Source organism: Pseudomonas synxantha BG33R (assembly GCF_000263715.2).
GTDB classification, from domain to species: Bacteria; Pseudomonadota; Gammaproteobacteria; order Pseudomonadales; family Pseudomonadaceae; genus Aquipseudomonas; species Aquipseudomonas synxantha_A.
This window is the reverse complement of record NZ_CM001514.1, coordinates 2,146,953-2,166,534: the sequence shown is the minus strand read 5'-3', so window position 1 is coordinate 2,166,534 and position 19,582 is coordinate 2,146,953. Positions and strand designations below refer to the sequence as shown.

21 protein-coding genes are annotated in these 19,582 nt (G+C 59.9%); 12 read left to right on the top strand and 9 right to left on the bottom strand.

Annotated elements, in window-relative coordinates; translation table 11 throughout:
- Window positions 1–31 precede the first annotated feature (31 nt).
- Window positions 32–622, top strand: a complete 591-nt coding sequence (locus PSEBG33_RS17275; RefSeq protein WP_005786766.1) for a 2-hydroxychromene-2-carboxylate isomerase — start codon at window positions 32–34, stop codon at window positions 620–622.
- A 37-nt stretch (window positions 623–659) separates the two neighbouring features.
- On the opposite strand, the gene PSEBG33_RS17280 is transcribed toward PSEBG33_RS17275, so the two are convergent.
- From PSEBG33_RS17280 to PSEBG33_RS28565, 3 genes are all read right to left on the bottom strand, one after another.
- Window positions 660–2,468 (bottom strand): aminopeptidase P family protein, encoded by a 1,809-nt coding sequence (locus PSEBG33_RS17280; protein ID WP_005786764.1) that lies wholly within the window; start codon window positions 2,466–2,468, stop codon window positions 660–662.
- Window positions 2,469–2,517: 49 nt separating this feature from the next.
- A complete protein-coding gene (locus tag PSEBG33_RS17285; protein ID WP_005786762.1) occupies window positions 2,518–3,678 on the bottom strand; it encodes a cysteine desulfurase family protein in 1,161 nt (386 codons plus the stop codon).
- Window positions 3,679–3,910: 232 nt separating this feature from the next.
- A complete protein-coding gene (locus tag PSEBG33_RS28565) occupies window positions 3,911–4,180 on the bottom strand; it encodes a hypothetical protein (protein ID WP_005786761.1) in 270 nt (89 codons plus the stop codon).
- A 487-nt stretch (window positions 4,181–4,667) separates the two neighbouring features.
- On the opposite strand from PSEBG33_RS28565, the gene PSEBG33_RS17290 reads away from it, so the two are divergent.
- Window positions 4,668–5,771: a sigma-54 interaction domain-containing protein gene (locus tag PSEBG33_RS17290; RefSeq protein WP_005786759.1), complete on the top strand. Its 1,104-nt coding sequence runs from the start codon at window positions 4,668–4,670 to the stop codon at window positions 5,769–5,771.
- Here the strand turns inward: PSEBG33_RS17290 and PSEBG33_RS17295 are convergent.
- Window positions 5,760–6,125 carry an antibiotic biosynthesis monooxygenase gene (locus PSEBG33_RS17295; RefSeq protein WP_005786757.1) on the bottom strand — a complete coding sequence of 122 codons (366 nt, stop codon included), beginning with the start codon at window positions 6,123–6,125 and terminating at the stop codon, window positions 5,760–5,762. The genes PSEBG33_RS17290 and PSEBG33_RS17295 overlap by 12 nt on opposite strands.
- Window positions 6,126–6,225: 100 nt before the next feature.
- Here PSEBG33_RS17295 and soxR point away from each other — a divergent pair, with 100 nt between their 5' ends.
- Both soxR and PSEBG33_RS17305 read left to right on the top strand, forming a co-directional pair.
- Window positions 6,226–6,681 (top strand): redox-sensitive transcriptional activator SoxR, encoded by a 456-nt coding sequence (gene soxR, locus PSEBG33_RS17300; protein ID WP_005786755.1) that lies wholly within the window; start codon window positions 6,226–6,228, stop codon window positions 6,679–6,681.
- 74 nt (window positions 6,682–6,755) lie between these two features.
- A complete protein-coding gene (locus tag PSEBG33_RS17305; protein ID WP_005786753.1) occupies window positions 6,756–7,214 on the top strand; it encodes a VOC family protein in 459 nt (152 codons plus the stop codon).
- A 106-nt stretch (window positions 7,215–7,320) separates the two neighbouring features.
- Here the strand turns inward: PSEBG33_RS17305 and PSEBG33_RS17310 are convergent, their stop codons facing one another.
- Genes PSEBG33_RS17310 through PSEBG33_RS17325 form a run of 4 tightly spaced genes read right to left on the bottom strand, consistent with a single transcriptional unit; the run spans window position 7,321 to window position 11,771 of the window.
- A complete protein-coding gene (locus tag PSEBG33_RS17310) occupies window positions 7,321–8,553 on the bottom strand; it encodes an MFS transporter (RefSeq protein ID WP_005786751.1) in 1,233 nt (410 codons plus the stop codon).
- Window positions 8,550–9,266 carry a 2OG-Fe dioxygenase family protein gene (locus PSEBG33_RS17315; protein WP_005786749.1) on the bottom strand — a complete coding sequence of 239 codons (717 nt, stop codon included), beginning with the start codon at window positions 9,264–9,266 and terminating at the stop codon, window positions 8,550–8,552. The genes PSEBG33_RS17310 and PSEBG33_RS17315 overlap by 4 nt, the downstream gene beginning before the upstream one ends.
- A gap of 4 nt (window positions 9,267–9,270) precedes the next feature.
- On the bottom strand, window positions 9,271–10,638 hold the full coding sequence (locus tag PSEBG33_RS17320) for an ATP-grasp domain-containing protein (RefSeq protein ID WP_005786747.1): 1,368 nt from the start codon (window positions 10,636–10,638) through the stop codon (window positions 9,271–9,273).
- The gene (locus PSEBG33_RS17325; protein WP_232289412.1) at window positions 10,635–11,771 is read right to left on the bottom strand and encodes a KamA family radical SAM protein; all 1,137 of its coding nucleotides are present in this window, start codon (window positions 11,769–11,771) and stop codon (window positions 10,635–10,637) included. Before PSEBG33_RS17325 ends, PSEBG33_RS17320 begins: the two co-directional genes overlap by 4 nt.
- 781 nt (window positions 11,772–12,552) lie before the next feature.
- Here PSEBG33_RS17325 and PSEBG33_RS17330 point away from each other — a divergent pair.
- Genes PSEBG33_RS17330 through PSEBG33_RS17365 form a run of 8 tightly spaced genes read left to right on the top strand, consistent with a single transcriptional unit; the run spans window position 12,553 to window position 18,706 of the window.
- The gene (locus PSEBG33_RS17330; RefSeq protein WP_005786742.1) at window positions 12,553–13,755 is read left to right on the top strand and encodes a PepSY-associated TM helix domain-containing protein; all 1,203 of its coding nucleotides are present in this window, start codon (window positions 12,553–12,555) and stop codon (window positions 13,753–13,755) included.
- Window positions 13,752–14,288 (top strand): hypothetical protein, encoded by a 537-nt coding sequence (locus PSEBG33_RS17335; protein ID WP_005786740.1) that lies wholly within the window; start codon window positions 13,752–13,754, stop codon window positions 14,286–14,288. The genes PSEBG33_RS17330 and PSEBG33_RS17335 overlap by 4 nt, the downstream gene beginning before the upstream one ends.
- Window positions 14,285–14,608, top strand: a complete 324-nt coding sequence (locus tag PSEBG33_RS17340; RefSeq protein WP_005786738.1) for a hypothetical protein — start codon at window positions 14,285–14,287, stop codon at window positions 14,606–14,608. The genes PSEBG33_RS17335 and PSEBG33_RS17340 overlap by 4 nt, the downstream gene beginning before the upstream one ends.
- Entirely contained in the window at window positions 14,605–15,165 is a 561-nt protein-coding gene (locus PSEBG33_RS17345; protein ID WP_005786737.1) for a DUF6162 family protein, read from the top strand. Before PSEBG33_RS17340 ends, PSEBG33_RS17345 begins: the two co-directional genes overlap by 4 nt.
- 19 nt (window positions 15,166–15,184) lie before the next feature.
- A complete protein-coding gene (locus tag PSEBG33_RS17350) occupies window positions 15,185–16,105 on the top strand; it encodes a metal ABC transporter substrate-binding protein (protein WP_005786735.1) in 921 nt (306 codons plus the stop codon).
- Window positions 16,102–16,848: a metal ABC transporter ATP-binding protein gene (locus PSEBG33_RS17355; protein ID WP_005786733.1), complete on the top strand. Its 747-nt coding sequence runs from the start codon at window positions 16,102–16,104 to the stop codon at window positions 16,846–16,848. The genes PSEBG33_RS17350 and PSEBG33_RS17355 overlap by 4 nt, the downstream gene beginning before the upstream one ends.
- Window positions 16,845–17,744, top strand: a complete 900-nt coding sequence (locus PSEBG33_RS17360) for a metal ABC transporter permease (RefSeq protein ID WP_005786732.1) — start codon at window positions 16,845–16,847, stop codon at window positions 17,742–17,744. Before PSEBG33_RS17355 ends, PSEBG33_RS17360 begins: the two co-directional genes overlap by 4 nt.
- Window positions 17,744–18,706, top strand: coding sequence for a metal ABC transporter solute-binding protein, Zn/Mn family (locus PSEBG33_RS17365; RefSeq protein ID WP_005786730.1), 963 nt, complete (start codon window positions 17,744–17,746; stop codon window positions 18,704–18,706). The genes PSEBG33_RS17360 and PSEBG33_RS17365 overlap by 1 nt, the downstream gene beginning before the upstream one ends.
- Here the strand turns inward: PSEBG33_RS17365 and PSEBG33_RS17370 are convergent.
- Window positions 18,687–19,412, bottom strand: a complete 726-nt coding sequence (locus PSEBG33_RS17370; protein ID WP_005786728.1) for a UTRA domain-containing protein — start codon at window positions 19,410–19,412, stop codon at window positions 18,687–18,689. The genes PSEBG33_RS17365 and PSEBG33_RS17370 overlap by 20 nt on opposite strands.
- Between the last annotated feature and the right edge of the window lie 170 nt (window positions 19,413–19,582).

Below are 19,582 nucleotides of genomic sequence, written 5' to 3'. Positions count from 1 at the left end.
CCCCTATAACAATAAGCAGCGAGTATCGACCATGAGTAAAACCCTGGAATTTTTCTTTGATCTCGGTAGCCCCGCGACTTACCTGGCCTATACCCAACTATCGGCACTCTGCGCCGAGACCGGCGCGCATCTGGTCTATCAACCGATGCTGTTGGGCGGCGTATTCAAGGCTACTGGCAACGCCTCACCGATCACTGTGCCGGCCAAGGGTCGCTACATGCTGGATGACTTGGCGCGCTACGCCAAACGCTACAATGTACCGCTCAGGTTCAACCCGCACTTTCCCATCAATACACTGGTACTGATGCGCGCAATCACCGGCATACAAATCCATGAGCCTGAGCGCTTCCCCGACTTTATCGACTGCCTGTTCCGCGCCCTCTGGGTGGAAGGCCGACACCTGGGCGATCTCGAGGTCGTGGCCCATGTGCTGACCGAGCATGGGTTCGACCCAGAGCAGGTATTGGCCCTGTCCAATGATGAAGCCGTCAAAAGCGCGCTCAAGGACAAAACCGAACAAGCCGTTAAACGCGGCGTGTTCGGTGCCCCCAGCTTTTTTGTAGGCAATCAGCTGTTCTTTGGTCAGGACCGGCTGGATTTCGTGCGCGAAGCCCTCAGCTAAATATCGCTTGCAGCCGGCACAGGCCGGCTGCAGCCAATCAAATAGCTGTGGTACGCACCTGCAACCACTCAAGCGCCGCACCACTGAGCAACGGGCTCAAGCGCTCACGCACCTGGGCGTGATAGGCGTTGAACCATTCGCGCTCATCCGCCGTCAGCAACGACGGTTCCAGGCAACGGGTGTCAATCGGGCACAAGGTCAGGGTTTCGAACTTGAGGAACTCCCCAAACTCGGTCTTGCCCGCTTCACGGTTCAACACCAGGTTTTCGATGCGTACACCCCAACGACCAGGGCGATAAGTCCCCGGCTCGATGGAAGTAATCATCCCGGGGTGCATCGCTGTTTGTGGCGCGGCAGCGGCCTGGTAGGCAATAACCTGCGGCCCCTCATGCACATTGAGGAAATAACCTACGCCATGACCTGTACCGTGACCGTAGTCCACCCCTTCGGCCCAGATCGGCGCACGGGCAATCGCATCCAGCAACGGTGAGAGAATACCTTTGGGGAAGTGTGCACGGGACAGGGCAATCACACCCTTGAGTACCCGCGTGCAATCGCGCTTCTGCTCATCACTCGGGGTACCGATGGGCACCATCCGCGTGATGTCCGTGGTGCCCCCCAGGTACTGGCCACCGGAATCGATCAATAGCAAGCCATCGCCTTCGATCAGGGCATGCTCTTGTTCAGTCGCGTGGTAATGCGGCATGGCGCCGTTGGCGTTGAACGCAGCAATGGTGTTGAAGCTCAGCGACACATAGCCAGGGCGACGGGTACGCGCCGCAGTCAAGTGTTCGTCGATCGTCAGTTCGGTAATGCGCTCGCGGCCCAGGGCGCTGTCGAGCCAGGCAAAAAATTCGCACAACGCAGCGCCATCCTGCTCCATGGCCTGACGGATATGTTCCGCGTCCGCCAGGCTTTTGCGGGATTTTGCGAGCGTGGTCGGGTTGAGTCCTTCAACCAGCTTGACGCCGGCATCGAGATTTTCCAGCAAGCCGGCCGTCACGCGTGCGGGGTCCACTTGCAAACTGGCCCCCGACGGTACGGCACGCAGTGCATTGGCCACTTCGCTGTAGTCGCGCAACGTCACGCCATCCTGCTCGAGCATCGCCCGCAACTCGGCATCGACCTTGCCCAGCGCGACAAACAACGTAGCCTGCTGTTGGTTGATCAACGCAAAAGATACAAACACCGGGTTGAAGGACACATCACCGCCACGCAGGTTGAACAACCAGGCGATGTCGTCCAGCGTCGCGATGAAATGCCAATCGGCGCCCTTGTCTTTCAAGCTGGCGCGCAGTGCGGCGAGTTTCTCGCCACGGCTGACGGTGGCTTGAGGCGGCAGATGCTGGTAGATCGGCTGGTTCGGTAGCGTCGGGCGGTCTTGCCAGACTTCGTCGAGCAGGTCGATATCAGTGCGCAAGCGGGCGCCGCGCTCGGCAAGCTTGCCCCCCAGAGTACGTGCCGAAGCCACGGCCATGACCGCGCCGTCCACAGCCACTACGCCACCTTCAGGGGTTTGCTCGGCCAGCCATTCCAACGGCCCAGGCTGGCCCGGCTGCAGCTTTACCAACTCAATGCCACTGCCCTTGAGTTCCTTGGTCGCCTGTTCCCAGTAACGACTATCGGCCCAGACCCCGGCAAAATCCGCTGTGACGATCAGTGTCCCCACCGAGCCATGGAACCCCGACAACCATTGGCGCCCCTGCCAGTAGCCCGGCAAGTATTCGGACAAGTGCGGGTCAGCCGATGGCACCAGCAGGGCGTGAATGCCCTCGCGGCGCATCAGTTCACGGGTATGCGCCAGGCGCTGGGGAACCGTTCCATGGGTCAAAGGCTGCGTACTCATTGTGTCTCCTGCTAACCACGAATAATTGTTATATGTTGCCAATGATAAATCAGACCGCCCAAAACGCCGGTGCGCTGGCCCGTGCGGCCTTGATCAGCCGGGCCGCTTCGTCGATATCCTGTTCGGTGGTAAACCGGCCCAGGCTCAAGCGGATAGTGCGTCCGGCGCTGCGAGCATCATGCCCCAAGGCCAGGAGCACATGGGACGGCGCATTGCTCGCCGAATTGCACGCCGAAGTCGCGGAAAAGGCAATGCCCGCGCTCAGTGTGGCAGAGTTGAACTCACCCTCGCTGAACGTGAGGCTCAGGGTATGTGGGATACGTTGGGTTGGGCTGCCATTGAGGCGCAAGCCGGTAACCGACGTCAGGTGATCCAGCAGGCGCTGGCGCAACGCTACAATACGAGCCTTCTCATCAGCAAAGGACGCTGCCGCCAAGGCAAACGCCGTCCCCATGCCGGCAATTTGATGGGTCGCCAGGGTGCCGGAACGCAAGCCCCCTTCGTGTCCACCGCCATGAATCTGCGCCAGCACTTTCTGTTGCGCCAAAGGCCCGACATACAACGCGCCGATACCTTTGGGGCCGTACAGCTTGTGAGCGGAGAACGACATCAAATCCACCGGCCACAGGCCCAGGTCGATGGCTACCTTGCCAGCCCCTTGCGCCGCGTCCACATGAAACAACGCGCCATGCTCACGTACCCGCGCACCGATGGCCGGGATGTCATTCAGGGTGCCCAGCTCGTTATTGACCAGCATCAGCGAGACCAGGAAGGTGTCCTCGCGCAGGGCTTCGCTGACCGCTTCGACGCTGATCAAGCCGTCCGCATCCGGCACCAGGTAGGTCACCGCCACGCCGGCTTCCTGCAGTTGCCGCGCAGTATCCAGTGTGGCCTTGTGCTCGATCTGGCTGGTGATGATATGCCCACCCGCCACACCCCGGGCCTGGGTCACTCCCTTGAGCGCCAGGTTGTTGGACTCCGTGGCGCCGGAGGTCCAGACGATCTGCTCCGGCTGGGCGCCGACCAGCTCGGCGACCTGGCGACGCGCCTGTTCAACCGTGTGCCGGGCCGCCTGGCCGAATGCATGGGAACTGGACGCCGGGTTACCAAAGTTGGCATTGAAGCCCAGGCACTCGACCATCACCTGGATAACCCGCTCATCCACCGGCGTGGTAGCGGCGTAGTCAAAATACAACGGACGTTTATTCATGACGTTAAAACTCGCAGAGCGTGCTCCCGAAAGCAGCCTCTCGGGGGGCATCGACCGGAACAGAGGTCGTCAGGTTTAACCGATCGAATGCCATTAAAGAAGGTAACTTTATTTAAATGTGCGTAGGAACGCTCCTGGAATTGAGCTTAACAGGCTGAAGTAGCTCCATGGCAAACAAAAAGCCCGAGGTTCCTTAAGGGAATCCTCGGGCTTTTTATCGCAAAAGGCCGGCTCAACTGGGGCGACCATGCAGGACTACGCTGCGCTCGGCGTTCATTTCACCCTGGCGATCAAAAGAGAAAGGCTTCTGTGGCTGGCCAAGCAACGTAGCGCGCTGCTGCTGATATTCGTCAAACGACAAGCCGCGACGGCTCAGCGCCTCCAGGGCCAATTGCCGGGTCTCCTCGGCGGTGTATGGACGCAATTCCGGGGCTGGATGGGACGCACATCCGGCAAGGACAGAGGTAACAAGTAGCAGCGAAACAGCGAGGAAACGGTTCATGGCGGCGGCTCTGCGAGAGGGGTTTCAAGTCAATGAACACAGGCTACTCCCGGTCCCTTCCACTGAAAAATCATCGCCCGTGATAGTCGCTATCAACCGGCACGCCACCTTCAACAATCGGCCGCCAATATTCCTTAAAGATCTATAAATATGCAAAAACATCCATTTACGGAATAAATCATTTTCTCTATAAATAGCTTCACACGTCAGCAACTGTGCAGTGGCAACAGCCAACCCCAAAACTGCGGTCAGTCAACAACTCCCTTTCTCGGCAGCGAGCGCCATACCCATACAGATCAAGGCCTGAACCCGTTGGTACAGCCCTTGTTCAACCTACTTCGCCTCTGTTGCTCAGTACCCCGCCGTTAAAGGAGCTGTTAACTAGTGTTCCCGTTGCTACCGCAGCTGTATGCCAGCCTGACGGGGCCGTTGGGGCATTGAGCCAGTCCCTGCCGATCCCGACGTTCTACTCCTGAAAGAGGTGCCCATGCAGCTTTTGACCCTACCGCCCTCGCCCGCCCTTGCGACCTCGATCCGCGCCACGGCCCAGGTCTTCGAAGACCCCAAATCCCAGGCACTGCTCGACCATATCCGACAAGTGGCGCCCAGCGAAGCCAGCGTGCTGATCATCGGCGAGACCGGCACCGGCAAAGAGCTGGTGGCGCGGCATATCCACAACCTCAGCGCCCGGCGCAACCGGCCGTTCGTGGCGGTGAACTGCGGGGCGTTCTCTGAATCTCTGGTGGAAGCCGAGTTGTTCGGCCATGAGAAAGGCGCGTTTACCGGCGCCCTCAGCGCCAAGGCCGGCTGGTTCGAAGAGGCAGACGGCGGCACCTTGTTTCTCGATGAGATCGGCGACCTGCCGATGGCCATCCAGGTCAAGCTGCTGCGGGTGTTGCAGGAGCGCGAAGTGGTGCGCCTGGGCTCGCGCAAAAGCATACCTATTGATGTAAGGATCCTGGCCGCCACCAACGTACAACTGGAAAAGGCCATCAACGCCGGGCATTTTCGCGAAGATCTGTACTACCGCCTCGATGTGGTCAGTCTGGAGCTGAGCCCGCTGCGCGAGCGCCCCGGCGATATCCTGCCGCTGACCCGCCACTTTATCCAAGCCTACAGCCAGCGCCTGGGCTACGGCCCGATCACCATCAGCAGCGAGGCCGAGCACAAACTCAAGCGCTACAGTTGGCCGGGCAATATTCGCGAGCTGGAAAACGTGATTCACCACACCTTGCTGATCTGCCGCAACGGCGTGATCGAACGCGACGATCTGCGCCTGTCAAATATGCGCATCGAGCGCCAGGACGACAGCCAGCACGCCACCGACAACAGCGCCGAAGCCTTGCTTGCGCGGGCGTTTCAAAAGCTCTTCGAGGAACAGGCCGGCGCCCTGCATGAAAAAGTCGAGGACGCTTTATTACGCGCCGCTTACCGCTTCAGCCATTACAACCAGGTGCACACCGCCAACCTGCTGGGCCTGAGCCGCAACGTTACGCGCACGCGCCTGATCAAGATCGGCGAACTGGCGGTAAACAAACGCCGGCCCGGGCAAACGCTGCAGGGCGAACGGATGCTGCATTTATCCATTTAAGCGGCAGTGCAAAGCATCGTCCTGACTGCGCTCAAAACTGCGCAACACCTGGAATGATCCGAAGGTCACAGCCGTCGCTTGATGCGCGCGGATCAGTGTCCAGAAATCTTCGTCGCCGTGCTCGAAACGCTTGAAGGCTGCTTCTCCGTCCTCGCGGGATTGCCATTGCAGGTAATTGAGCACCCGCCGCCCATCATCGCTGACCTGCACACTGGCGCTCAGAAAGCCGCCATGGCTTGCAGCGAGGCGCTCGCTCTGGGTGGTCAAAGCCGCCACCAGGGCTGATTGCTGGCGGGGCTCGATCTGAAATTCGATCAATTGAGTGAAGCTGCGATTTTTCTCTGATACCTGCATGAGCACTCCCCTTTCTCTGTAGGCAGAATCTTGCGATTCGATGTCACGCAGGGTAAAACCTCTAGTTAAGTCGAGGTCAAGCACTGTTTGGGAGTCTTACATGCTCAGCAACGAACTCAGCGTCGGTCAGTTGGCCGCCCGCAGCGGCGTAGCGGTCACCGCCCTGCACTTCTACGAATCCAAAGGACTGATCAAAAGCAATCGCAATGCCGGCAATCAACGCCGCTATCCACGGGACGTACTGCGCCGGGTGGTGCTGATCAAAATCGCTCAACGCCTGGGCATTCCGCTGGCGACCATTGGCGAGGCATTGCGGGCCCTGCCCGATGGGCGTACACCGAACGCTCACGACTGGGAGCGGCTGTCGGCGTTGTGGCGTGAAGATCTGGATGAGCGCATCAACAAGCTGATGCTGCTGCGCGACAAGCTCAATGGTTGTATCGGGTGCGGGTGCCTGTCGATGGAGGCGTGCCCGTTGCGCAATCACGATGACCAGTTGGGTGAGCGTGGCCCCGGTGCGCAACTGCTGGAGCCCACGCTTGATTCCGATCGGTAAAGCCGGTTGCGCAATGCAACGTGACCTATAGTGAAAAGGCTGTAACTCCATAACCACAATCAAAGGAGAACGTTATGAGCGTTAAACCTATTCCCGAGGGTTACCACGGCATTACTCCCTACCTGGGCATCAACGAGGCCGCAAAGGCGATCGAGTTCTACAAAAAGGCCTTTGGCGCCTCAGTGTTCATGCGCCTGGACATGCCCGACGGCAGGGTCGGCCATGCGGAGCTGCGTATTGGCGAAGCGGTGATCATGCTGGGCACGCCCTGTGACGAAACGGCCCTGCGCAATCCCGACTCACATCCCAGTGTCGGTTTGCACCTGTATGTGAATGACGTGGACGCACAATTCAAACAGGCGGTTGATGCCGGCGCCAGCGTAGTGTCCGAGCCGCAGGATCAGTTCTATGGGGATCGCTCGGCGAGTGTGAAGGATCCGTTCGGTCATCTCTGGTTCCTGGCCACCCATAAGGAGGACCTGACCGAGGAGCAAATCCGCCAACGTGCCATGCAGATGTTCAAGCAAAATTAACCCTGTGGGCGTGAGCTTGCTCGCGCCTGCAACACGCCACGCCTTGCCCCAGGTTCCAATCGGCCTGTTCCGGCAAGCTAAAGGCCTACGTGGAGTCTGGAACACTTCAAGGGTTTGTCGATCTGACACCCCGGTACGCATTGCGCCCCAGCCATATCGTCATGACCAACAAGGCGGTCAATGGCAGCCCATGGAACAACACGATCACCTGGGCCGGCGTCCACGTCACATAGAACGGCCCGACCACCAGCATGCCCACGCCAAAACCGGCCATCTGGATCAGGGTCAAGAGGCTGAACAGCGGCAAGCGCAAGCTATCGGGCTCGCTTTGCGCACGGGAGATCAACGCCACCTCGGACAATCCATCGCCCAGCCCTGCCCACACCACCAGCAACAGCGCCAGCCACAGTTCGGTCTGCTGGAATGTCAGGATAAAGCCGCTGGACATCAACGCCACACCGAGCATGAACAAGCGCTCCATGCCTTGGGTGCCACGACCTTTCAACACTGCACTGGCAATGCGCGCGCCAACAAACTTGCCACAGGCCCACACGGCCAGCAGATAGCCCATGACCGTCTTGGCCGTGTCCGGTGAAATGTACTGCGACAGCACTGGCCAGCCGACGTTATGGGCCGCGCTGCCAAGGGTGTCGAGCATGCTGATCAACAACATCGCGGCCAGCACCGGCGCACCGCGCAACCCCTTGGTCAGCTCGTGCCATTCGGCGGCCAGCCCGCGATGCGCGGCAACAGCAACGCTAAACAACGCGCGCAAGGGCAAGACCAGGCAAGCGGCAATCACATAGGTGCCGATGTTGACGGCAAACACCGCTTCAAATCCTCCCGTGGCGATCAGCAAGCCGGAGAGCAAACTGCCGAAGACCGCGCCGGTGGCAGCCGCCGAGGTGATCCATGCGTTGGTATTCACCCGCTGCTCAAGCGCGACCCAGGTGGGCAACTGACTGTTGAGGCCAATGGCAAACAGCGAATTGCACAGGCCGATGCCGAAGGCGATAAAGGGAAGAAGGGTGAGTTGATGGGCCGGTAACAATACCAGCAGCGGCGTCAGCAACAGCGCCCGGGCCAGGTCCAGCCCCGCCAACGTCCCACGCCCGGCAAACCGCCGGAAAAACGGGATGCCAAACAGGCTGGCGACAATCCCGCCGGTGACCCGGCACGCCAGGAAGATGCTGACAAACACTACGCTCTGGCTGAGCCAGTACACATAAGTGGACAACGCCACCATGTTGAGGAACGCGCCAAAATCCGACACACCGCGAGCAAAGATGATCAGGCGAGCGTTGCGGGTCGACAGATTCAGTTGTTGATCGTGGCTCATGCAGGCTGTGCCTCCTCGACACTGCGCAGGCTTACCAAGAGCACATCGCGCCAGGCCGGTGCCGTCTCCACCCGCGGTCGCACCTCCCCGGCCCGATGGTAGAACCCACGGTCGTTGATCACGATAGTCTCCAGAAATTTCTCCATCGGCAGTTTCAGCAGCCGGCTGTGCTCCGTTTCGTCGGCAAACACCTCCGACACCACCGGCACCGTGTTGCATTCGCCAATAAAGTGCATGAACACCCAATCCAGGCCGTCCTGGTGAATCCCCGAAGTGGTCGGGCTGCTCGATGGCCCATCCGCCCGCACCCGAAACTGATGGATATCGATCGTATAGGTCTGTTCGCCCAGGTGCGGGGCAATCACTGCAAGGTCCGTCGCCAGCAGCTTCTGCATGAGTGGGTGCTCGATAAAGCCCTCCTCGCTGTAGCTCAGGTGGTTCACGCCCTGGCGATAGTTCACCGCGTAGGTGACCGGCGATTTGAACGCCGTATTCCTGTCGATCTGCAATTGCCGTGACGGTAACAGACGATAGCGCAAGATGCGCCGTTCGCGGTGGGTGTAAGTCCTGAACGCCTCGTCGCGCACCAGGTTATCCCAATACGCGCGAAAGCTTTGCTCCTCACCGGGTTCAACTTTGACCAGTTCGCGAAAGTCCGGGCGATGACAAAAGTGATGTTCGCGCAAAAGCGCCGAAATCTGAGGGATGTCCATATCGCTATCCTGCAACCGGTGGATCGATGAGGATGCGCAGGTGTTGCTGCAACGCATCGTGCAAGGCATGGGCGTCGGCGGCATTGCCAACCTGGGCCCAGCATTTGAGCAAATAATGCTCCTCGATATCCGCGTCAATGTAGTGGCCGGGGTCCTGCGGGGCGTATTCCAGCACCGAGCGGTGTTGGTCCAGGAACTGCAGGCCGTCAATGCCCCTGAAAAGGCCACTGTGCTGCGGATAAATCGCCAGCATCGCGTAGTGTTGCCGCGCCTCGGCGTTCTTATGTGCGCCGGCCTCCAACTGTGCATTGATGCCCTTCTCGCCCAACAACAATCCCATATACAACTGATAAGGATCGATACCGGCCAAGTCGCGGAACGCCGAGTTCACATACAGTCCGCCCAGGCGCGGGTTGATCTCGATGACCACCGGCCCTGCGTCCGTCATGCGAAACTCGAAATGCACCACGGCGTTGGTCAGGCCCACCGCGTGCAGGCAGTCCACCGCGTACTGGCGGATCTGCTCGCACTGGGCCTGGCTGAACGACGTCGGAGGGGAAATCAGCAGGTTCTCAAGGACCGTGCCGCTGCGCTCGGTCAGCAGCAGTTTTTCATTGATCAGCAGCGGATGGACACGCTCGCCGGCAATCACACATTCCACACTGCCTTCGATGCCAGGAATATAACCTTCCAACAGAATGCTGCGCCCTGGCAGGTATTCACGCCGCAGCCCGTCCTCAGGCGGCAGGGCGTGCGCACAGCCGTAGAAGTCCGCATAAGCGGCGGCGCCATGATCACTCACGAAATGCCGATAGTGGCTGCGTAGCTCCTCCCAGTTCGAGCATTTTTTGATAAACGCCGAAGCCCCGCCAAAGGGCGGTTTGGCGATCAGTGGATAACCCACGCGCTCGGCGCCTTGCTGGAGTTCCGGTTCGTTGTTGCACAGCACGAACGGTACCGAACGCAACTCATGCTGTTTCAACACGCGGCGCATCAAGAACTTGTTATTGCACGCCGCGATCGCCTCTGGGTGGCTGTAGACCAAGCCCAACCGCTGACACGCCTGCGCAACGATACAGCCCACCTCCCCTTGTGCGGACGGGTGCCCGGCCTGGCAGAAAATCCCCCGCACCTGATAACGCCCGTCCAACTGTCCGACCAACTCCAGGATGGACTGCTCACTGAGCGTTTCGAGCAGGAACACTTCGTCACTGTCGGCCGTGAGTCGTTGCAGCTGCTTGCGCCCCGCCACGGCGGCCGTCAAACACGCCAAGCCGTGGGTGCGAGCCGCCGTGAAATGCGGTTCCCGGTAGCGGTAGCGAGCGCAAGCGCTGTCATCCACATCAATAAACAGAATCGCATCCTGTTTCATACCGCATCCTGCCAACTGCACCAGTGGCCCTCCCAGTTGCGAAAACGGTAAGTACGCTGCCCATCGCGAACTTCAAAATGCGGTAAGTCTTCAGGCTTTTCAAAGTCCAACAATGGCACGGTGAACTTGCCTTGTGCGTGAGGCAGTACATATTCGGGCAGGGCAATATTGGATACACGGCGTTTGAGCCGATCCATTATGACGATGGCTTGGCTGATCGAGGCCTTATACTCTGAAGCACCGGGTGAAAACGGCATGAAGTGATATAAGTAATAGGGCTTTACGCCCAGACGATAAAGATCAATGAATAATTTATGCAACGTCGCTTCATCATCATTCACGCCACGCAACAGCGGCATGTTAGAGAATACTATCGGTACCACACCCTGAATCCGTTTAACCGCGACGGCAAAATCAGCACTGAGTTCAAGGGGGTGGCAGACATGCACACCAAATGCATTGACTTTGTACTTGTCCAGCATCGCCACCAACTCATCGGTCACGCGAAACGGGTTGAAACTCAAGGCCCGCGAATGAATGCGTATCAGCAGGTCATCACGAATGCCGCGCAATGCGGCCAGCATCTCCTCAAGCTTGCGGTCGGCCAGCATCAGTGGGTCACCGCCGCTGAGAATCACCTCTTCAATCGCCGGGTTACTGCGAATGTACTCCACCGAATCCTTGAACGAGTCGGTGTTGGCGTTAGCTTTGTCGGTGCCCACCTGAAGCGTACGCAGCGCCTCGAAACAGAACTGGCAATAGGCATTGCAGGTGTTGGTGGTACGCAGGATCACGCGGTTGTCGTACTTGTGCTGGCAGATGGGCGTCTTCATCTCATGATTGAGTTCCCAGTTTTCGGAACTGCCGTCATAGTCGCCCTGCACCTGTTCGCTCCAATACGGTACTACCTGGCGCCACAGTGGGTGGTCCATCACCTCGCCGGTGGTGAGTGAACGCTTGATCAAATCAATGTAGTAAGGCGTGATCTGCATCTTGCGATCTTGCAAGTTGTGCTCGATATGCGCCGTTGTGGCCTCGCCCCATCCACCGCAGGCATTGCGCAGTGCAGGTTCATCGCGGATGGCATTCTTCTGCTGCCAGCGCCAGTCTTGCCACTGAACTGAACGATGCATGGCTTGATCAAAAATCGACATGAGTTTGAACTCTCTGTTAAGGCATAGGGACGCGTACTTTTCCAGCGCAGGAAAAGTATTATTCGCAACAATGACAACCGACGGGCAGGCGACAGACCACGATCAAGTAACTAATTTGATCACCGGCACCAGAGAGATATAACAGTTCACCACGTGATGGCGCGAATAAACGACTAGCACGGTCATGCAATCAACTTCCTTTTTATAATATTCCGACTTCCAAGTCCGCACTCACTAAAGCCGATGCCCGCCAATGTGTCAATACAATAACCTTGTAATTTTTCTGGAATTAACCTGCACCCGTGCCAACACCCTTTAATGACAAGGGGGGCTTTCGTTCAAGCCAAGCTATTTGAAAAACAAATAATACTGAAAGCAACGCGCGCCGCTGTTATAGAGAGGGTTATTTCTACTTATATAACTACGTAGCCGCACTTCCGCTGAGCCAGGGGCTGGGCGCGAGGCAGTGGCGCTCAAACGCATGGCTGATGACGAAATCACCCAGCGGCATGATCACGTCCCTGGAGGTCAGGCCCGGCCTCACGCAAGCCGCTGAACGCCTAGGGGCCGGTGTATTGCGTGTTCGATCAGCTCTCAAATCCGGCCTGAATGTGAACCTGAAACATTTTCTTTCATATGCGCCTTAGGGATTTCTCATTCTCATTCGTCTTAATTTAGATACAGCCCGTCGCGTCAGCAAAAGCTACGACTGGCCTTTTCCGGGCTTTCATTGCCCCCTTCGCTCAAGACCCTCATTCATATGTCGAAGAAGTCACGCTCCAAACTCTGGTTTCTCGTACATAGCTGGCTGGCGTTGCCCATCTGGTTCTTTGTACTGATCGTCTGTGTCACCGGCACCCTGGCCGTGGTGAGCCAGGAAATCGTGTGGCTGGCCAACCCGGATATCCGTGCGAGCAAGCCGTCGGATGACGCCCAGCCGCTGAGCTTTGACCAGGTGATCGCGGCCATCAAGCGCGATGAGCCCAAGGCAATCGTCCAGTCCATCATTCGCCCGGATGAGTCGCACTTCGCCCTGAGCGTCGGCCTCAGCTACCCGGATGGGCGCTCGGTGGACGTCTACGCCAACCCCTATACCGGAGCGATCCAGGGCATCAGCCCCTCGTTCAACTTTCAGCAATTTACCCGCGCCCTGCATGGCTGGTGGCTGGTGCCTTTCACCAATGGGTACAGCTGGGGCTGGTACCTGGTATCCGCGCTGGGCTTGCCACTGCTTGCCTCGCTGGTCACCGGGCTGGTGGTGTACAAACGCTTCTGGAAAGGTTTCCTGCGCCCTACCCTGCGTATCCGACACGGTGCGCGGATCTTCTGGGGCGACTTTCACCGCCTGAGCGGCATCTGGTCGATCTGGTTTATCGCGGTCATTTCAATCACCGGCACCTGGTTCCTGATCGAGGCGGCCTTGAGCGACAACCAGATATCCATTTCCAGTGAGCCCATCGTGCCGGTGATTGCCCGTGAAAAGGTGCCATTGTCGGCGTCGGGCGTCCCGGCACCGATGATCCCTATCGATAAGGCCATCGACATCGCCGCCGAAAAAATCCCGGGGCTGGACGCCAGCTTTGTGTTCATGCCAAGCAACGCGTACAGCCACCTGCAAATCGGCGGGCGCGGCTGGTACCCGTTGATGTTCCAGACCGCGCAACTGAACCCCTATGACGGTGAAATTGCCGTCTCGAACCTGTTGTCCGACCGCACCCCCCTGGAGTTCGTCACCGAGTCGATGCGCCCGTTGCATACCGGTGACTTCGGCGGCTTGTGGATCAAGTTGATCTGGGCCTTCTTCGGCCTGGTGCTGAGCATGATGGTATTGAGCGGCTTGCTGATCTGGACCAAGCGCACGGCCCTGGCCACCCTCAATGCCCTCAAGCGCGAAGCCAAGACGCAACGCCAACCCGCTTCTATCCCGGCCATGCACGCCAAAACCTCGGAGGCACAGCGATGAGCAAGGTCGCGACCGTACCGCCATCCCCACTGCGCGCCCTCTGGCTGAAATGGCGTTTTCACATCAATGTTCTGCTGTTGCTGATACCGCTGGGGTTCATGCCCAAGTACTTCGCCGACGCCGCACTGTTTCGCGGGGATACCGGTATCGGCGAGCGCGTAGCCGGGCAAGTGCAAGTCGGCCCCTGGAGCCTGACCCTGGCCGAGTTCCGCAATGAAGGCCCGAGCCCGAACCCGGCCGGGCCGATGAAATTCTTCAACGCCGCCCTGTGTGACACCTGCGCCAACGAAGTCAAGGCCACCTACCTGCGTATCGGTAAACCCCGCAGCCTGCGCGCCGCCGGGGTGATCTTCTTCGGTACGCCATACCGCATGGGCGCCGCCCTGCCAGTGCCGGAACGCACACCGGTGGACGCCGAAGTCTGGGTGACCATGGAAGGCTGGGACGGCAGCATGCACCAGGGTTCCATCCCGCTGAACCAGGCTTCGCCTGCCACCATTGCCTGGCTGAACAAGCAAGGAGTTAAACCATGACGTTCAAGCGCCTGACCCGCGCCGCACTGTTACTGTGCGCCGGCTTGAGTACCACCGCCTTTGCCCACAACCCGATGTGCGAATGCAAGGAAATCCCCGGCGAGCAGATCCAGTGCAAGGGCGGCTTTTCCGACGGCAGTGGCGCACCCGGCGTGACGCTGGATGTGATCGGCTACGACGAAACCATCCTGGTGCCCGGCAAGCTCGGTGAAGATTCGACCCTGACCTTCAAGAAGCCCGCAGCCGAGTTCTATGTGCTGTTTGATGCAGGCCCCGGCCACGTGGTGGAAATCGACCAAGCGGATATCCAGGCGCAATGAGTACTACACAGGTTGTACGCCCCGCCGGTGCCGGCCATGAAACGCTCTATGTGCTGCTGCTGTGCCTGCTCATCCTGGCGGTGGCGGGCACGGTCGTGGCGCTGCACGGTGAAACCCAGGAAATTGCGGCGCTGCCAAGCCACCAGTTGGACGCCCGCCGTGACCTGAGCGCCGCCGAGCAAGGCATCTACGCCGACCTGCGGGTGACTCTGGATGAAATCCACTTGTTGCAGCAGGAGCAAAGCGCCCTGCCGACACCTGAGCAACTGGCCGACGAAGGCTTCGCCCCCTTTGCCCAGGATGCCAGCTCGGTCAGCCGTGGTGGCCATCGCTGGCAGTTACTCCCCTCGGCCGCCTACCTGGGCTTGAGCCAGGCACCGGCCACCAGCGGCTCGCTGCTGATGCGCGTGCAGAGCGACGAGCCGGATATCTGGCTCAACCGCAGCGTCAATCTTGCCGCCCCCTCCGACCTCACTGACCAGGCACTGATCGCAGCCGGCTGGCAGCAAGTGGTTGCGCAATTCGATGCCGGCGTGACCCGCCAGCATCGTCACTGAACGAGAAGACCGATTGCCCATGTCTATTTCATCGCCCCTGTTGCGCCTGTTACTGGTCAGCTTCCTCAGCCTGCTGCTCGCTCCCCTGGCGAATGCCGAAGCAGCGAAACGCCTGCGTATCGGCATCACCCTCCACCCCTACTACAGCTACGTGGCCAATATCGTCGGCGACAAGGCCGAAGTGGTACCGCTGATCCCGGCCGGCTTCAATCCACACGCCTACGAGCCCCGCGCCGACGACATCAAGCGCATCGGCACCCTGGACGTGATCGTGCTCAACGGGGTTGGCCATGACGACTTCGCCGACCGCATGATCGCCACCAGCGAGCGCCCGGACATCAAGGTGATCGAGGCCAACGCCAACGTGCCGCTGCTGGCGGCCACCGGCAATGCCGCGCGCGGTGCGGGCAAGGTGGTCAACCCGCACACCTTCCTGTCGATCAGTGCATCGATTGCCCAGGTCAACAACATCGCCCGCGAGTTGGGCAAGCTCGACCCGGACAACGCCAAAACCTACACCCAGAACGCCCGCGCCTATGGCAAGCGCCTGCGCCAGATGCGCGCCGACGCCCTGGCCAAGCTGACCAGCGCCCCCAACCCGGACCTGCGCGTTGCCACGGTGCACGCAGCCTACGACTATCTGCTGCGCGAATTCGGCCTGGAAGTCACCGCAGTGGTAGAACCGGCCCATGGTATCGAGCCAAGCCCCAGCCAGTTGAAGAAAACCATCGATGAACTGCGCGCCCTGGATGTGAAGGTGATCTTTTCGGAGATGGATTTCCCGTCCACCTACGTCGAGACCATCCAGCGTGAATCCGGGGTCAAGCTGTACCCGCTGTCGCATATTTCCTATGGCGAATACAGCGCTGAAAAATACGAAGTGGAAATGACCGGCAACCTCAACACCGTGGTCCGCGCAATCCAGGAGTCAGGGGCATGACCGCGGCGCAACAACTGAACGCCGTCAGCGTCGGCCCGACCCTGAACTTCGACCAGGTCTCGCTGACCCTAGGGCGCACCGTGATCCTCGACGACGTGAGTTTCCAGGTACAGCCAGGCAGCATCCATGCGCTGGTCGGTCCGAATGGCGGCGGCAAAAGCTCGCTGATCAAGACTCTGCTCGGCCAAACGCCCCACCAGGGCCGTTTAAGCCTGGAGTGGCCGGCCGCGCCCGGCACCATTGGCTACGTGCCTCAGGCGCTGGAGTTCGACCGCGGCCTGCCGATGACCGTCGACGATTTCATGGCTGCCATGTGCCAACGGCGGCCTGCGTTCCTTGGCCTGTCCCGGCATTACGCAGCGGCGATCGGTGACGCACTTGAGCGCGTCGGCATGCATGACAAACGCAAGCGGCGCATGGGCGCGTTGTCCGGCGGTGAACGCCAGCGCGTGCTGCTGGCCCAGGGCCTGATCCCTGCACCGCAATTGCTGGTGCTGGACGAACCCATGTCGGCCCTTGATGAAGCCGGCATCCAGGTGTTCGAACGGCTGCTCAATGATTGGCGCCTGGCCGGGATCACCGTGCTGTGGATCGAGCACGACCTGGAAGCCGTCGGCCGCCTGGCTGACCGTGTCACCGGCCTGAACCGCCGCGTGCTGTTCGACGCCACGCCAAAAGAGGCGCTGACCCCGGACCGCCTGCTGACCCTGTTTTCCACTCACCCGCGGAGCCCGGCACAATGAGTTATGAAGCCTTTCGCTTGATGGTCCAGGGCTGGGCGTCTTCCGGTTACCTGCCGGAAGCCCTGGCCTACGGGTTTGTGGTCAACGCCCTGCTCGCTGGCTTGCTGATCGGCCCGGTGCTGGGCGGCCTGGGCACTCTGGTGGTGGTCAAGCGCTTTGCGTTTTTCTCCGAAGCGGTCGGCCATGCTGCGCTGACCGGCGTGGCCGTAGGCATCCTGCTGGGCGAACCCTACACCGGGCCCTATGGCAGCCTGTTCGGCTACTGCCTGCTGTTCGGCATCCTGCTCAACTATCTGCGCAATCGTACCGGCCTGGCGCCGGATACCTTGATCGGCGTGTTCCTGTCGGTGTCGCTGGCGCTGGGCGCCAGCCTGCTGCTGATCCTGGCCGGCAAGATCAACGTGCATATCCTCGAAAACGTTTTGTTTGGCTCGGTACTGACGGTCAACGGCAATGACTTGCTGGTACTGGCAATCGTCGGTTCGCTGGTCATGGCCCTGGCATTGCCGCTGTACAACCGCATCATGCTCGCCAGCTTCAACCCGCAACTGGCGGCGGTGCGCGGTGTGGCGGTGAAGACGTTGGACTACCTGTTCGTAATCCTGGTGACGCTGATCACCGTGGCTGCGGTCAAGGTGATCGGCGCGATCCTGGTCGGTGCGCTGCTGGTGATCCCTGCCGCCGCGGCGCGCCTGTTGAGCCAATCGCTCAAAGGCTTCTTCTGGGTCTCGGTGCTGATCGCCACTGTGAGTACCCTGTGCGGCATCCTGCTGCCGATCATCTTCGACCTGCCGATCCCGTCCGGCGCCGCAATCATTCTGGTTGCCGGTATCGCCTTCGCCTTCGCCGCCATCGCCCGCGGCACCGTGCCCAGCCTCAAAGGGAATCTTGGATAATGCGCCCTGTCTTTCGCCCAATGGCCCTGGCCATCGCTTGCTTGATCAGTACATCGGCACAGGCTGCCGTTGATGGTTTCGATCCAAAGGAATTCAAGGCCAATCACGGCCTCGGCCATGCCGCGCTGACCAAGGCCAAGTCGGTAAAACCGGTCAAGGTGTTGGCCTCGCTACCCATTACCTACGGTTTGGCCGAAGTGCTGCTCAAGGATACCGACGTGCAACTTGAACGCGCCGCGCCAGCCAACCTACCCGGCTCGCGGCAGGTGTCCTACTTCACCGGCCGCGGCGCGGCGGCACTCAACACCTTGGCGCAGGACGCCGACGCCGCCATCGGCCTGCGCTCGCTGTGGGCCGATGATCCGCTGTACCCCGTGGCACGGCGCAGCAATATCCGCATCGTTGAAGTGGACGCTGCACGCCCGGTGGACGGTGGCTTGCCGGGCATTGCGGTACAACCGGGTGTCACCGATGGCCTCAACAGCCAACCCTGGCAATCGAGCAACAATCTGGGCCGTATGGCCGATGTATTGGCCGCCGACCTGAGCCGTCTCGCCCCAGGCGCCAAACCAAAAATCGATACCAACCTGGCTGCACTCAAGCAACGCCTGCTCAAGCTCACCGCCGACAGCGAGGCGCGCCTGGCCCAAGCCGATAACCTGAGTGTAGTCAGCTTGAGCGATCACTTTGCCTATTTGATCAGCAGCTTGAACCTGGAACTGGTCAGCACCGATGCTCGCCCAGACGCAGACTGGACGCCTGAAGCGCTGCAAAAACTCAGTGCGCAGCTCAAGGACAACGAAGTGGCGGTGGTGCTGCACCATCGTCAGCCGAGTGACGCGGTAAAAGCAGCTGTCACTGCAGGTGGCTCCACACTGCTGGTGTTGAATGTGGACGGCGCCGAACCGGTGACAGAGTTGCAAACCAATGTGGATCAGGTGATCAAGACGCTGACGCCATAACATCCACCCCAACATGAATCGCATCATGTCGCCAGAACTCCAGGTCACAATCGATCAGGCGCTGGTGTTGGTCATAGTTAACCCGGGCGATGCGCAAGCCCGGGCTGCCCACCGATACACGCAATGCCGCCGCAGCTTCCACCGGCAGTGAAGTCGGCACAATCTCGAAACGCACCCGCCCATAGTGCAAGTCGTAGTTGCGCGCATACAGCTCGGTCATCGACTGATTCAAATCACACGCCAGGATCCCCGGGAAATACCGCGGGTTCAGGTAGTGCTCCACATACAGCACCAAGCGCCCGTCGATCCTGCGGCTGCGGCAAATCTGGATCACACTGGACAGCGCCGGCAACTGCAACCACGCACACACCGCCGCCGACGCCGGTTGCAATCGCGCGCTGATCACTTCAGTGGCGGCCACACGCCCCTGGTCACTGACCATCGCGTGAAAGTGGCTGCGCTGCATCAGGTTGTAGGCCAACCGCGGCGGCGAGACGAACCAGCCACGGCGCTCTTCGCGATAGATCTGCCCTTGGGCCTCCAGTTGTAACAAAGCTTCGCGCACGGTAATTCGAGTGGTACCAAACAGCTCGCTGAGCTTGCGTTCGGCGGGCAGTTTGCTGGCTGGCGGCAACAGGCCGTGGTCGATCTGCTCTTGCAGCGCCAGACCGATGGAGGTTACCGCCTTGATTGCCTCATCCCGCATCAACGTTACCTATCTGGACTAGACCAGCACCGTTCAGGTGCACAAAACACGCTATGCCTGGGCTTTTACTGTTGCGTGCCAGCCTAGGCATTACAGATGACCGACAGATGACAGCAGGTGTCGAGGGCCCGTACCACACCCTGCAATACATCGGCCAAGTCCAGGGCCTG

Bases quoted from the DNA above. Each gene is read 5' to 3' on its own strand.
- PSEBG33_RS17310 (WP_005786751.1), bottom strand. From the start codon at position 8,553: ATGAGCCACGATCAACAACTGAATCTGTCGACCCGCAACGCTCGCCTG.
- PSEBG33_RS17275 (WP_005786766.1), top strand. From the start codon at position 32: ATGAGTAAAACCCTGGAATTTTTCTTTGATCTCGGTAGCCCCGCGACT.
- PSEBG33_RS17330 (WP_005786742.1), top strand. From the start codon at position 12,553: ATGTCGAAGAAGTCACGCTCCAAACTCTGGTTTCTCGTACATAGCTGG.
- PSEBG33_RS17365 (WP_005786730.1), top strand. From the start codon at position 17,744: ATGCGCCCTGTCTTTCGCCCAATGGCCCTGGCCATCGCTTGCTTGATC.
- PSEBG33_RS28565 (WP_005786761.1), bottom strand. From the start codon at position 4,180: ATGAACCGTTTCCTCGCTGTTTCGCTGCTACTTGTTACCTCTGTCCTT.
- PSEBG33_RS17325 (WP_232289412.1), bottom strand. From the start codon at position 11,771: ATGCATCGTTCAGTTCAGTGGCAAGACTGGCGCTGGCAGCAGAAGAAT.
- PSEBG33_RS17320 (WP_005786747.1), bottom strand. From the start codon at position 10,638: ATGAAACAGGATGCGATTCTGTTTATTGATGTGGATGACAGCGCTTGC.
- PSEBG33_RS17350 (WP_005786735.1), top strand. From the start codon at position 15,185: ATGTCTATTTCATCGCCCCTGTTGCGCCTGTTACTGGTCAGCTTCCTC.
- PSEBG33_RS17290 (WP_005786759.1), top strand. From the start codon at position 4,668: ATGCAGCTTTTGACCCTACCGCCCTCGCCCGCCCTTGCGACCTCGATC.
- PSEBG33_RS17305 (WP_005786753.1), top strand. From the start codon at position 6,756: ATGAGCGTTAAACCTATTCCCGAGGGTTACCACGGCATTACTCCCTAC.
- PSEBG33_RS17285 (WP_005786762.1), bottom strand. From the start codon at position 3,678: ATGAATAAACGTCCGTTGTATTTTGACTACGCCGCTACCACGCCGGTG.
- PSEBG33_RS17315 (WP_005786749.1), bottom strand. From the start codon at position 9,266: ATGGACATCCCTCAGATTTCGGCGCTTTTGCGCGAACATCACTTTTGT.
- PSEBG33_RS17370 (WP_005786728.1), bottom strand. From the start codon at position 19,412: ATGCGGGATGAGGCAATCAAGGCGGTAACCTCCATCGGTCTGGCGCTG.
- PSEBG33_RS17295 (WP_005786757.1), bottom strand. From the start codon at position 6,125: ATGCAGGTATCAGAGAAAAATCGCAGCTTCACTCAATTGATCGAATTT.
- PSEBG33_RS17340 (WP_005786738.1), top strand. From the start codon at position 14,285: ATGACGTTCAAGCGCCTGACCCGCGCCGCACTGTTACTGTGCGCCGGC.
- PSEBG33_RS17360 (WP_005786732.1), top strand. From the start codon at position 16,845: ATGAGTTATGAAGCCTTTCGCTTGATGGTCCAGGGCTGGGCGTCTTCC.
- PSEBG33_RS17345 (WP_005786737.1), top strand. From the start codon at position 14,605: ATGAGTACTACACAGGTTGTACGCCCCGCCGGTGCCGGCCATGAAACG.
- PSEBG33_RS17355 (WP_005786733.1), top strand. From the start codon at position 16,102: ATGACCGCGGCGCAACAACTGAACGCCGTCAGCGTCGGCCCGACCCTG.
- PSEBG33_RS17280 (WP_005786764.1), bottom strand. From the start codon at position 2,468: ATGAGTACGCAGCCTTTGACCCATGGAACGGTTCCCCAGCGCCTGGCG.
- soxR (WP_005786755.1), top strand. From the start codon at position 6,226: ATGCTCAGCAACGAACTCAGCGTCGGTCAGTTGGCCGCCCGCAGCGGC.
- PSEBG33_RS17335 (WP_005786740.1), top strand. From the start codon at position 13,752: ATGAGCAAGGTCGCGACCGTACCGCCATCCCCACTGCGCGCCCTCTGG.